Source organism: Bradyrhizobium manausense, assembly GCF_018131105.1.
Classification (GTDB): domain Bacteria; phylum Pseudomonadota; class Alphaproteobacteria; order Rhizobiales; family Xanthobacteraceae; genus Bradyrhizobium; species Bradyrhizobium manausense_B.
In genome coordinates this window covers 179452-193037 of sequence record NZ_JAFCJI010000004.1, presented here as the reverse complement: position 1 = coordinate 193037, position 13586 = coordinate 179452, and the positions used below count along the sequence as shown (strand labels likewise).

At 64.8% G+C, this 13586-nt stretch carries 6 protein-coding genes; 3 read left to right on the top strand and 3 right to left on the bottom strand.

Features of this window, described 5'->3' with window-relative positions; genetic code table 11:
• Nucleotides 1–75: 75 nt before the first annotated feature.
• On the top strand, nucleotides 76–1101 hold the full coding sequence (locus JQ631_RS28975; RefSeq protein WP_212332745.1) for a histone deacetylase family protein: 1026 nt from the start codon (nucleotides 76–78) through the stop codon (nucleotides 1099–1101).
• A 27-nt stretch (nucleotides 1102–1128) separates the two neighbouring features.
• On the opposite strand, the gene JQ631_RS28970 is transcribed toward JQ631_RS28975, so the two are convergent.
• The 3 genes from JQ631_RS28970 to JQ631_RS28960 all read right to left on the bottom strand — a co-directional run bounded on the left by JQ631_RS28970 (nucleotide 1129) and on the right by JQ631_RS28960 (nucleotide 9180).
• Entirely contained in the window at nucleotides 1129–2109 is a 981-nt protein-coding gene (locus JQ631_RS28970; RefSeq protein ID WP_212332744.1) for an LLM class flavin-dependent oxidoreductase, read from the bottom strand.
• Nucleotides 2110–2448: 339 nt separating this feature from the next.
• Nucleotides 2449–2616 carry a hypothetical protein gene (locus JQ631_RS28965; protein WP_212332742.1) on the bottom strand — a complete coding sequence of 56 codons (168 nt, stop codon included), beginning with the start codon at nucleotides 2614–2616 and terminating at the stop codon, nucleotides 2449–2451.
• Between the two features lie 135 nt (nucleotides 2617–2751).
• Nucleotides 2752–9180 carry a non-ribosomal peptide synthetase gene (locus JQ631_RS28960; protein ID WP_212332740.1) on the bottom strand — a complete coding sequence of 2143 codons (6429 nt, stop codon included), beginning with the start codon at nucleotides 9178–9180 and terminating at the stop codon, nucleotides 2752–2754.
• Between the two features lie 137 nt (nucleotides 9181–9317).
• On the opposite strand from JQ631_RS28960, the gene JQ631_RS28955 reads away from it, so the two are divergent.
• Together JQ631_RS28955 and JQ631_RS28950 are read left to right on the top strand one after the other, a co-directional pair.
• Nucleotides 9318–12776, top strand: coding sequence for an ATP-binding protein (locus JQ631_RS28955; RefSeq protein ID WP_212332738.1), 3459 nt, complete (start codon nucleotides 9318–9320; stop codon nucleotides 12774–12776).
• A complete protein-coding gene (locus JQ631_RS28950) occupies nucleotides 12773–13567 on the top strand; it encodes a protein-L-isoaspartate O-methyltransferase family protein (protein WP_212332736.1) in 795 nt (264 codons plus the stop codon). The genes JQ631_RS28955 and JQ631_RS28950 overlap by 4 nt, the downstream gene beginning before the upstream one ends.
• The last annotated feature ends 19 nt before the right edge of the window (nucleotides 13568–13586 follow it).

Sequence of the window (13586 nt, the reverse complement as noted above, 5' to 3'; positions counted from 1 at the left end):
ATTCTTCTTGCTTGCATCCGGACGCGGCAGGGATCAAGAACTCTGTAGCGCTGTTGAAGAGCACGGAGTTTTCGAGTGAAGGCCGTCCATACCGAACTGCACCGCAGCCACGATCCGCAATTCTTTCTGGTTCGCGGCGTCGTCAAGCGTACCACCGAGCAGCCCGAGCGCGCCGATCGCCTGCTCAAGGGGTTGAAGGATGGCAAGCATCATTTGGTCGAGCCGGCCACATTCGGCCAGGGCCCGCGCGCGCGCATTCACAGTCCGGAGTATTTGTCGTTCCTGAGCGAAGCCTGGGATGCCTGGACGGCGCTTGGCGATTCCGGTCCTGAGATGATCGGCAACATCCATCCGGTGCGCCATGCCGCGACCTATCCGACCCACATTGTCGGCAAGCTCGGCTGGCACACTGCCGATACCGCAGCGCCGATTGGTCCCGGCACCTGGGCCGCCGCATGTGCCGCGACCGACGTTGCGGTCACTGCGGCGCAGATGGTGATGGACGGCGAGGACGCGACCTACGCACTCTGCCGCCCGCCCGGCCATCACGCCTACCGCGACATGGCCGGCGGCTTCTGCTTCCTCAACAACAGCGCGATCGCGGCGGCGCATCTGCGGCTCAGGCACGAGCGCGTCGTCATCCTCGACGTCGATGTTCACCACGGCAATGGTACGCAAGGCATCTTCTACGCACGGCCCGATGTCTACACGGTCTCGATCCATGCCGATCCGATGGCCTATTATCCCTACGTGTGGGGCTACGCGCATGAGCGCGGCGAGGGCCCCGGCCTCGGCGCCAATCTCAACATTCCGCTGCCGATCGGAACCGGCGATGACGGCTACATCCAGGCGATGGACGTCGCGCGCAGGGCGATCGAATCCTTTGCGCCCGGTGCGCTCGTGATCGCGCTCGGCCTCGATGCCTCCGAGCACGATCCGCTCAAGGGTCTCGCCGTCACCACGCCCGGCTTCCGCCGCATCGGCCAGGCCATCGCGAAGATGGGCCTGCCGACCGTGTTCGTGCAGGAGGGTGGTTATCTCTCGGATATTCTCGGCGCCAACCTCACTTCTGTGTTGGCAGGATTCGAAGAGGCGCGGTGAAGTAGCTTCACACTTCGTCATTGCGGATCAAAACATCCCGCTTGTTTTCAGCGCCTTGCAGACGTGCTGCATCTCGGTCTCATCCGCGACCATGTCGAGCATGATGGTGGTCAGGCCGTTCGCCGCAAATTCCTTCAGCTTCGTACCGATCTCGGCATAGCTGCCGACGAGATAGGGGCAATCGGCCTGGAAGGTGAGATAGGGCAGCAGCCAATAGCCGTTGGCGGCGAGCTCACCGCTCTGGCCGTCATACAGCCGCCGTTTCCAGACGGAATCCGAGTTCTGCACCGTGAGTGCAAGCAGCTCGCGATCGTCAGGATTATCGCGGAAGCGCGCCTTCGCGGCCCGTCGCGCCTCGTCGCCGCTCTCGCGCGCGAAGATGCCAAAATTCATTCCTGATGCGTTGAGACCGCGATCGAGGTCGGGCGGCAGCATCTGCATCTTGATGCAGCCGGTGTCCTCTGCAACGCGTTGCGCTGCCTCCGACTGGCCCGCAATCAAGAATTCCGGCATCAGCTCGGTCGGCAGCCGCGGCCGGAGTTGCAGATTGCTGGCGCGATAAAACCGGCCCTCGGCATTGACCGGCCGCGGGCTGGCGAGCAATTGGCGCATCAGCGCAACGAATTCGCCGAGCCTGACATAGCGGTCGGCATGCGACTGCTCGTCACCCAAGCCCTGCAAATCGCTGATGGCGGTCCCCGTGATCATGTTGAGATAGATCTTGCGGCCGTAGAGCTGTGCAAAGGACGAGACGAACTTCGCCGCCGTGAACGGATGCATGTAGACCGGATTGACCGCGATCAGCGGCGAGCTTCGCTCGGTCGCCGCCATGATGTGCTGGGCCATGGCCCACGGCTCGACGAAGACGTCGTTGCCTTCAAACAGCAAAATACCTTCGAAGCCCTCGCGGTCGGCGAACTCCGCGACCCGCATCAGTTCGGCGACATATGTCTTTGGATCGCGGTTACGCGAGATCGCAGGAAAGACGCGCAGCCGCGCCGGACTCATTCCGCCGCTTCCTGGAGTGGCCAGGCGTTGCGGGTGGCGCGAAGGGCGCCGGCCGCCGTGTCGATGCTCTCGATCAGTCCGATAAACACTTCAATGCGGTCGTCTGGCATCAAATCGGCCCATTGCGTCAAGGCGGAGACCAAATCCGACCCTGACCGAAAAATCAATCGAGCACAAAGCAACCGAGCGAACCGCTCTTGGCGGTCCACCCGGGCAAATTCTTGTCGAGTGCCGGCCGGTTTGCAGCGACAAGCTTGTGCGAGACCCCAACTCGACAAGCGAGCGGCCCAAATTTCGAAATGAAATGGAAGATTCGCGCGGCGTGTCGGCCGACAAATCTTACTTTTTCTTCTTCTTGGCCTTTTTGCCGCCCAGCATCGAAAGGCTGGTGTCGACGTCCTTGAGTGCCGACTGAAGCTTCTTCTTCTCGTCGGTCAGCAGCTTCTGCAAGGACTTGCGGTCCTTGTCGCTCAGCGAGGTACCCTTGGTAAATTTGATGAAACTCATAACACTCCCCCGGTTGAAATCAGTCCAAATCAAAACGCGAGAATAATCTTGCGCGCTGGCGCCAAATAATCAAGATGCAACTTGTTCATTCACAGCTTTGGCGTGAAATCTTGTTCACCTGGAGTGGACGGCCTTTCATGCCGCCTTGCGCACGAGCAATCGCTCGAGCGTGGTATCGGGTCGGGCAACGGCGACCACCAGCAGTGCGACGAGATCGTCCATCCACGCGCCGACCATGCCGCCGTCGAGCAGGTCGCGTTTGAAATTGCATGAACCGGTGATTCCGGTCGGGCGCTCCTTGAGCATCAGCGACAGCCAGGTCTGGTCGATGGGAAGCACAGGCTGACCCTCGCGCGCGACGTTTCCGATCGATTGCACCGTGACATCAGGCAGGTCGAGCGGCTGGCGCAGCGGATTCTGCAGCGTGAAATAGACCTGGAGCAGCGACGCAGGGTCGATGCCCTCCTGCTCCAGATGGTCGGCCAGGATGTTGAACGGCAGCTCTTGCCGCGCATGGGCGTCGAGCACGCTTTGGCGCACCCGGGCCAAGGCCTCCGTGAACGACAGATCCGGCGTGATTTGGCTGCGGACGATCACGGTGTTCTCGAACGAACCGACGATTCGCTCGGTGTCCGGCTGGGCGCGGTTGGCCATGGCGGTGGCGACCGAAATGTCGGTGCGCCCGGTCCGCGCCAGCAGCAGCGCCTTCAGGCCGGTGAGCAGACACATGAACAGCGTGGCGTTGTGCTGGCGCGCATACGCCGTGAGCCGGGTGACGAGGTCGCGCTCGAGACTGAGCGGATGATGGCCGGTCGACGCGCCCGGCCGTGCTTCACCGTCAAACGAGGGAGTTGCGCCGCGCAAATTCTCGGTCCAGTCGTCAGTCTGACGGCGGGCTGCATCGGTGCCGCACCACCAGCGCTGCCAGCGTGCGACATCCGAGAAAGCGAGCGGCACCTGCAGCAAAGGCGCTGACGGATGGCCCGCCAGCGCCGCGTAGCGGCTCGACAATTCCTCGAACAGCACGCCGATCGACCAGCCATCGGCGATGGCATGATGCAGCGTCAACAGCAGGATGTGATCCTCGGCGTGAAGCCGCAGCAGCCGCGCCCGCAGGAGCGGCGCCCGGGCGGTGTTCACAGGGGTATAGGCCTCCTGCGCGATCAGGAGTTCGATCTTCCTCAGCTCGAGCGCCTTGCGTCGCTTGTTGTCGTGGGGCCGTCCGTCGCCAATGGTCTCGACGGTGAGCACCGGACCGAGCGCGGCGGGCGCGATGACCCGGTTGATCGGCTGGTCACCATCCCAGCCGAACGCCGTCCGCAACGAATCGTGGCGGCGCACGATGTCGTCGATGGCCTGCGCCAGGAGGTGCGGATCAATCCGGCCCTCGAGGTGGAAGGCGAACGGCAGGTTGAACAACGGCAGATCGGGCAGGTTCTGCTCGATCCGCATCATCTGATCCTGTGCGATCGACAGCGTGGGAGGTGCGTTATGGGCAAGGCGGGGTACGCCCGCTGCAGGTTTTTGCGGCTTCGTTGCAACGGCCTCGTCGACCCGGCGGGCGAGTTCCTCGATCGTCGGCGCCTCGAAGATGCTCTTGATCGGCAGCGAGACCCCGAGCGCACGCGCCACGCGCGCCATCGTCTGGCCCGCCAGCAGCGAATGGCCGCCGAGGTCGAAGAAATTGTCGGTGACACCGAGGCTCTCGACCTTCAGCAGGTCGATCCAGATGTCGGACAGAACCTTTTCGGTGAAGCGGCGGGCCGGTACGGTGGCTTCCGTCCCGGCGGCCTCTTGTTGCGCAGGTGCAAGCAGGGCGGAGCGATCGAGCTTGCCATGGGCGTTAAGCGGGATCTGATCCAGGAACAGGAATGCGGAAGGGATCGCATGGCCTGGCAGCCGGTTCTTGAGGAAATCGCGTAGCGCGCTGGCGCTGATCTGGCTGTCTGATTTGGCGACGACATGGGCGATCAGCCTGACATCGCCATTGGCGTCGCGGCGCGGCTCGACGATGCCGGCGCGCACGCTGGCGTGATCGCCAAGTGCTGCCTCGATCTCCTTGAGCTCGATGCGATAACCGCGGACCTTGACCTGAAGGTCGGCGCGGCCGAGGCATTCGATCGTTCCGTCGGCGCGGCGGCGAGCGAGGTCGCCGGTGCGGTACAGCCGGCCACTCTCCTGGCGCGCGAACGGATCGGGGATGAAGCGCTCCCGGCTCTGTGCGGGATCGTTGACATAGCCGCGGCCGACCCCGGCGCCGCCGACGCAGAGCTCGCCGACCACGCCGATCGGCTGCGGCTCCAGATTCGGGTCGAGCACGTAGAGCTGGGTGTTGGGCAGCGGCGCGCCGACCGGAACATTGGTCGTCACCGTGTCGGGTGCCTTGGTCAACCGGTGCAGCGAGACGTCATCCGAACATTCCGAGGCGCCATAGGCGTTGATCAGCGGCACCTTTGGGCAGTGGGCGAACCATGCGCGGCAGAGATCAACCGGCAGCGGCTCACCGGTCGAGATCAGCAGTCGCAGTCTTGAAAAGGCGCGCTGTATCGCGGCCTCGTCCATTCGTTCGAGGATCACCCGCAGCAGCGAAGGAACGATCTCCAGCACAGTGATGCCTTCGCGTTCGATCTCGCGCGCCAGCAGCGCCGGGTCCTGCACGATTGCATGCCCACAGACATGGACCCGCGCGCCCGTCATGGGACCGGCGAGTAACTGCCAGACCGAGATCACAAAACTCTGCGGTGCGGTCTGGGCGATCACGTCTTTGCTTGTGAGGCCCAGCTCGGAGATCAGCGACGCCAGATGGTTCGACAGCCCGCGCTGCTCGATCATGACGCCCTTCGATGCACCGGAAGAGCCTGAAGTATAGATGAGGTAGGCAAGGCTCCTGCTTGTGCGCCGCGCCGGGCGTGCCGGCTTGGTCGAGTTCAGCGCGATCGCGTCCCCGAGCTCCGCCACCCGGATGCGTGCGATCAGAGGTTCGACCAGCGAGTCGACCATGGCGGATTGCGCGCGCCCCGTCAGCAGAACACTTGCGCAGCTTGATCCGAGGATGGTCGCGAGCCGCGCCGGCGGCTGCTCGGGATCGAGGTTCAGGAAGGCCGCGCCCGCGCGCTGCACGCCAATCATCGCGGCGAGCAGGTTGGGCCCACGCGCCGCGAGCAAGGCGACCACGCTCTCGGCGCCGATACCCTCGCGGGTGAGCCAGCGCGCGACAGCCTGGCTGCGGCGGGCCAGCTCGCGATAGCTCAGGGACTGATCTCCATCGGATATCGCTACCGCATTCGGCGTCTTCTTCGCCTGCCGCTCGAAGCGATCGCAGGGATTGCCGCGCGCCGCGAAATTGGCCGTCGTGCCCTTGGTCAGCAACCGGCGGCGTTCCGCGTCCGTCAGCAGTGGCAGGCGCAAGATGCGCTGCTCAGGATTGGCGATCACCGCTTTGAGCAGCGTCTTGAACTGATCCGCCATGCCCTCGATCGTGCCTGCGTCGAACAGATCAGTGGCGTATTCGAAGAAGCCGGTGAAGCGGCCCTCGGCCTCGACCAGTTCGAGTGTGATGTCGAAGCGCGCGACTTCAGGGTCGATTTCCAACCGGCGCGACGACAGGCCCGGGAAGCGCGCGGCCTCGATCGAAGCGTTCTGGAGGATGAACATGATGCGGAACAGCGGATTGCCGTCGCTCCTTCGCGCGATCTGCAACGCACGAAGGACCTCTTCGATCGGAAGGTCCTGGTTGCGATAGGCGTCGAGGGTGACCTGGCGAACCCGCCGCAGCATCTCGCCGAAGGTTGGGTCGCCGCCGAAATCGTTGCGCAGGATCAGTGTGTTGGCAAACAGCCCGATCAGGCGCTCGCTTTCGATCTGGTTGCGATTCGCGATCAGGGAGCCGGTCGCGACATCCTCATGTCCGGTGTGGCGGAACAACAGGCACTGAAACACCGCGAGCAGGGTCATGAAGGGCGTGACGCCCTGGTGCTGGCTCAGCGCGCGAATGTCAGCCGAAAGGCCCTTGGAGAATTCGAAATAATGACGGGCGCCGTGACCGCTCCAGACGTCGGGCCGCGGCCGGTCGGGCCGCAGCGGCAGCGTGGTGATGCCGTCGAGCTGTGTCCGCCAATAATCGAGCTGCTCCTTCGCCGCCGGCGTCTGCGCCCAGTTCTGCTGCCAGCGCGCAAAGTCACGATATTGGAAGCCGGTTGAGGGCAGCGCTGACGTGCCATCCTTGCGCGCGGCGGAATATCCGGCGGCGAGCGCCTCCCAAAACAGCCGCTGCGACCAGCCGTCGGTGACGAGGTGATGGACGTTGACCACCAGCGCATGGCTGGATTTGTCGAACGAGAGCAGTGTGACCTTCAGCGGTGGCTCGCGGGCAAGATCAAACGGATACTGCGCAAGCTTCAGCGCCTCGCGCCTGACGACCGCAGCCCGTCGCTGCGCAGGGCAAGGCTTCAGCTTGATCCGCTCGAACCGCGGTGCCCTTCGAAGCACACGTTGCACGGGCTCGCCTTCGCGTTCGACGAAGACCGAGCGCAGCGCTTCATGGCGCTGGCAAATTGACGCGAGGCTCGTCTGAAGCGCAGCGATGTCGACCCCGCCCTTGAGCAGCGCGACCTCAACGACATTATAATTGTAACGGGTCGGATCGAGCCGCGAGAGGACATACATCCGCTGTTGCTGGAACGACAGCGGCGCGTCTGCTTCGGAAGCCTGCGGGCGCCACGCCGGCATCATCGCATCGCGATGCGCCGTGGTCTCGATCCGGGCCGCAAGGGCGCCGACCGTGGTGCAATCAAAGATGTGCTCAAAGGAGAAGTCGACGTTGAAGCGTTCGCGCAGGCGCGAGCGCATCTGCGTGACCGCGAGCGAATCCGCGCCCAGCGCAAACACGTCCTGATCGATTCCGACCTGTGGCAAATCAAGCAGGCTGGCCCAGATCTCCGCGAGCTGGGTCTCCAGGGCGTTGCGCGGCAGTTGTGTCTCGTCGTCATCATGGGAGGCCGAAATCAGCTCGGCCAGCGCATTGCGCTTGACCTTGCCGCTGGCGCCTTTCGGTAGCGCCGTCACGCTGCGGATCAGGCTCGGCACCTTGTAGGCGGCAAGCCGTTTGCGCACGAACTGGCGCAACTGGTCGGACGTCGCCTCGGAATTGTCCCGCAGCACCACGACGGCGGCGACGTTCTCGCCGAGCTTTGTGTGGGGGACAGCGAAGACGCCTGCCTCCAGCACCGCCGGATGGGCCAGCAACGCCTCCTCCACCTCCAGCGGCGAGACCTTCTGGCCGCCGCGGTTGATGACGTCCTTGATGCGGCCGACGATGAAGAGATAGCCGTCGGCATCGAGATAGCCGAGATCGCCGGTCCTGAACCAGCCGTCGCGGAAGGCGGCCTGTGTCGCCGCTTCGTCATTATAATAGCCGCGACTCATATTCGGTCCGCGCAGCATGATCTCGCCGCGTTTGCCGCTCGCCAGTTTGCGGCCGGTCTCGTCCATGATCGCGATCTCGGGACCGGCGGCGCGGCCGACCGAGCCGATCTTGCGCAATTCGGACGGATTGGCGGCGATCTGCGATGCCGCCTCCGTCATGCCGTAAGTCTCGAGCACTGGCACGCCAAAGGTCGCCTCCAATCCGTTGAGGATGGCGGGCGCGAGCGAGGATGAGGCCGAGCGGATCACACGCAGCGACGACGAGCGGACGAGTTCGGGGCTGGCTTCCGCGGCGGTCAGCAGCGCGCGATGAATGGTCGGCACCGCGGTGTACCAGGTCGGTTGCAGATCCCGCATCCAGCCGAAGAAGGATGGCGCGTCGAAGCCGCCGGTCACAATCACGCTCGAGCCCGCCACGAGCGCTGTCAGCAGACCGGAAATCAGGCCATGGGCGTGAAACAGCGGCAGGGCATTGAGCAGCCGATCCTGCGCAGCGAGCGACAATGCGCGGCCGGCATTTTGCGCGGAGAGACACACATTGCGATGTGTCAGCGGCACCATTTTCGGCCGTGCCGCCGTGCCCGACGTCAGCAGGAGGAACGCATCATCCTCGGCGCGTGCGGCGCCGTTCTTGCAGGCCGGGCCGACCGGCGGGCCGATGAATTCGCAGCCGCCGAGATCCGCTCCCGGTCCGGGCACGAAGTCGATCACCGCGATATCGAGCGCCCTGGCGACGTCACGGCTCGGCGAGTTCATGTCGGCCCGCGTCACGAGTGCGGTCAGCTTCATCTCGCTGAAATAGCGTTGCAGCTCATCCGCCGTCAGATCGGGGTTGAGGGGGACGCAAGCGCAGCTTGACGCCACCGCGATCAGGGCCAGCGCGCTGTCGGCGCCGCGTGGCAGCGCAACAGCAACCCGGTCGGCAGGTGCAATGCCGAGGCCACGCAGCGTGCGGAGCAGGTGCTCGATCGTGGCGCCGAGCGCGCCGTAGGTCAGCGGCGGACGTCCGGGCGCGAGCAGGGCAGGCGCTGCCGGGGTCGTTCGCGCATGAAAGGCGAGCAGGCCGCCGATATCGGCCAAGCCATTGGCGTCTGCGGTAGATATCTCTCCCGCTCCGGATGCAATGCCCGACAATGCCATTCCCTTTTGATCCGATTGGGCTATTCTTCGCTGGAGTTAGGGAACGCGTCCAGTCTGAGGTGAAGTTTAGGTCCCAAAATCTGTGGTTGAGGGACCTTTAAGCCCTTCGGCGGAGGGAGTGTCGGGGTGGAATCACCATGCTGGAGAACGAGCCGGGGACAGACGTCGGGTTGAAGCGCTGGCTCGAAGGCATCGGTCTTGGTCACTACACCGATCTGTTCGCGCAGCACCGGCTCGATCTCGACGTCATGGGTGACCTGACGGAGGCCGACCTTGCCGAGCTCGGGCTGCCGCTCGGCGATCGCAAGCGGCTGCAGCGCGCGACGGCTGCGCTGTTCCCGGCCGAGTCGGCGGAGGCACCGGCTGAGCTCGCGCGACAGCCTGCCCGCACGGAGGTCGGCGCAGAACGGCGTCAGCTCACCACCATGTTCTGTGACATGGTGGATTCCACCGCGCTCTCCGCCCAGTTCGACCCCGAAGACGTGCGCGACATGATCGCGAGCTTCCGCGAGACCTGCGTGCGCGTGGTCAAGCATTACGAAGGCTATGCCGCCCGCTTCGTCGGGGACGGCATTCTGGTCTATTTCGGCTACCCGACCGCGCATGAGGACGATGCCGAGCGCTCGGTGCGCGCCGGTCTCGAGATCGTACGGGTGCTGTCGACCGCGCGCGCGATCGAGCCGCGCGGTGCGCTCAGCCATGCGCCGGCCGTCCGCATCGGCATAGCGACCGGCCTCGTCGTGGTCGGCGACCTCGTCGGCCAGGGCACCGAGGAGCGCGATTCCGCGGTCGGCGAGACTGTCAATCTTGCCGCGCGCCTGCAGGCGCTGGCGCCGCCCAACGGCGTGGTGATCTCCGCCTCGACGCAATCGCTGCTGAAGGGCAAGTTCGATTACCGCAATCTCGGCGCCCAAACGTTGAAGGGCATCTCGGAAAAGACCCAGGCCTGGCACGTCGTGCGCGCGACGCGCGTGGAGACCCGCTTCGCCGCCGCGATGGGCACGCGGCTGACCCCGCTCGTCAACCGCGAGGAGGAGATTGCGCTCCTGATGGGACGCTGGGAGCAGATCAAGGGAGGCGATGGTCAGGTTGTCGTCAAGTTCGGCGAGCCCGGCATCGGCAAGTCGCGCATCATTCAGGAGATTTTTGAGCGGATCTCAGGTGACCGGCACGGACAGGTCTCGTTCCAGTGCTCGCCTTATTACATCTCCACTGCATTCTATCCGTTCGTCGAGCAGCTCAAATTCGCGCTCGGCCTCGACCGCGAGGATGCGTCCGCGCTGTCGTTGACGGACCTGGAGACGGCGATTGCCGCCGCCCACGGTGATGTCGAGCAAGTGGCGCCGCTGTTTGCCGCGCTGTTGTCGATCCCGACCGGAGAGCGCTATCCGCCGCTCGACCTGTCGCCGCAGCAACAGAAGGACGCGACCACCGCGGCGCTGGTCAATCACTTTCTCGGGCTCGCACGCGAGATGCCGCTGGTGATGGTCTTCGAGGATCTGCACTGGATCGATCCGACCTCCCGCGAGGTGGTCGACCTTCTGGTTGACCGGGTGCAAAACCGGCCAATCCTGGCCATCATCACCGCGCGGTCCGAATTCCAGCCGAGCTGGAATGCGCATTCGCACATCACCACGCTGGTGCTGAACCGGTTGAGCCGGCCGCTGCGCACGACGCTGGTCGAGCGCGTCGCGGGGCGCGAGTTGCCGAAGGAGGTCGTCGAGGAGATCATCGTCAAGACCGACGGCGTGCCGCTGTTCCTCGAGGAATTGACCAAGACCGTTCTCGAATCCAACCTCCTGACCGAGCGGCATGGGCGCTACGTGCTGTCGGGCCCGTGGCGGCAGCTCGCGATCCCGGCGACTTTGACGGACTCGCTGATGGCGCGTCTCGATCGGATGGGGCCGTTCAAGCGGATCGCGCAGATCGGCGCCACCATCGGCCGCGAATTCTCCTACGAGACCCTGAACGCGGTCGCAAACACGCCGGCGGAGCAGATCGAGGCGGCGCTGACACATCTGGAAGAGGCCGGTCTGATCATGCGCCGCGGTCATCCGCCCGATGCGCTCTACTCCTTCAAGCACGTGATGATCCAGAACGCGGCGCATGACAGCCTGTTGCATAGCGAGCGGCGCAAGCTGCATGCCAGCATCGCCCAGGTGCTGGCCGAGATGTATCCGGAGAAGACCGAGCGCGAGCCGGAGCTGCTCGCCCATCATCTCACCGAGTCCGGCCAGAGCGAGGGCGCCGCCAGCTTCTGGCTCAAGGCCGGCAAGCAGGCGGCCAAGAGCGGCGCCAATCTCGAGGCGATCGGCCATCTTCGCCGTGGCTTGAGTGTCGTGCAGGCCAACACCCGCATGCAGGGCGCCGACGAAATGGAGCTCGAGCTGCGGATCGCGCTCGGCAACGCGCTGATTGCCGCCAAGGGCTACGCCGTGCAGGAGGTCGAGGAGAACTACATCCGCGCGCTCGAGCTCGGCCAGCAGCTCGATGACGACGAAAAGACCTTTGCCGCCACCCGCGGACTCTGGGTCTGCCATTTCATCCGTGCTGATCTCACCCGCGCGCACGATCTCAGCGTCGAGCTGTTGAAATTCGCCAAGCGCGAGCGGTTGAACGAGGAGGCGGCGCAGCAGACCGGTTATCTGATCGAGGCACACCGCTCGATCGCAATGACCATGCTCTATCGCGGGCGCTTCGCCGCCGCGCAGCATCATCTGCATCGCTGCATCGATCTCTACAGCGCCGATCTGCATTCCGACCTGATGGAGCGCCACGGCACCGATCCCGGCGTCGTCTCGCTGTCCTATCTCGGTTATCTCCTCTGGTTCCTCGGCCAGCCCGACGCGGCGCGCCAGCACAGCGAGCAGGCGATTGCGCTCGCGGAGAAGATCCGCCATCCCTTCTCGCTCGCCTTCGCCCTGGTGTTCGGCGCTTATCTCTGCCAGCATTTGCGTGATATCGAGGGCACGCGGGATCATGCCAACCGCGCCATGATCATCGCCACCGAGCACAATTTCCTGCACTGGAAGCAGCAGGCTGCGATCCTGCGCGGCTGGGCGCTGGCGCAGCTCGGTGAAGCCGATGAAGGCATCAGCCAGATGCGCTTCGGCCTCGACGAGTATGAGGCGATGGATTCCTGGCTCGCCGGTTGCTGGTTCCGATGCCTGCTCGCGGAAGCCTATGCCAAGGTCGGCATGCGCGACGCCGCCTTGCGCGCGCTGGACGGGGCGCTTGCGACCGCAAGACGGACCGGCGATCACTCGTATCTTGCCGAGGTCTATCGCCTGCAGGGCGAGATTACCTTGTCGGACGGCAATCCGGTCTCGGTGCAGGAGGCCGAAGATCTGTTCGGCCTGTCGCTCGAGACGGCACGCAAGCAGGGCGCGTTGTCCTGGGAGCTGAGAACGGCGGTCAGCCTGGCGCGGCTGTCGCACGTATCAGGCAAGCGCGAACATGCGAGCCTTCTGCTCCTGCCGATCGTCGGCAAGTTCAACGAGGGCTTCCTGACGCCGGACCTCAAGCTGGCCATGCAGCTCGTGCACGAGCTCGGGGGCGACACGCCGGCTCGTCCGCAGGCCGATCCGGTGAAATGACCGATCTGTCAGCGGCGCGCGCACGTTACGTTGCGCTGATTGCAAAGCGAGAGCGAATTAGCTCGCCGCGCCTGCTGAAAGCACTCGCGGCGGTGCCGCGCGAAAACTTTCTGGCGAAGGGGCCATGGCGCGTCAAGAGCGAGGCCGCGCGGAGCTACCGCCTGACCCCCGACGCCGATCCCATCCATCTCTACGACAACGTGCTGGTCGCCATCGACGCGCGCCGCAAGCTCGACACGGGTTTGCCGAGCCTGTGGGCGTACTTCATCGATCTGCTTGGCGTCGGTGAAAAGGACCGCGTGGTCCAGATCGGCTGCGGGCTCGGCTATTTCTCGGCGATCCTGTCGGAAATCGTGGGTCCGAAGGGCAGGGTGGAGGCGATCGAATGCGACGCACGTCTTGCATCGCGCGCCGCGACTTATCTCCGCGCCTATTCGAATGTCGAGGTCGTCAACGGCGACGGTTGCCGCGATATCGGCGAGCCGGCCGATGTCATCATCGTGCATGCCGGCTTCCCGCATCCGCATCCGCTCTGGCTCGCTTCGCTCCGCCCGCGCGGCCGCCTGCTGGTGCCGCTGACGCAGCGGGACCGCGAAGGCGCCGCGCTCAAGATCACGCGCAAGGGCAAAGGGTTCGAGGCGGAAGCTGTGCAGCAGATCCGGATCTTTCCCGGTCGTGGTCGTGGCGTAACTGCTCTCGACGATCGCGTTGCCGACTGGTGGCAGCGCGCAGCGTCGCTGGCGCCGCTGCGCTTTCGCGGCATCGCGCAGGGGCTGCCATCGGACGGCTAAATTTCGTAGCCGGTCCGGG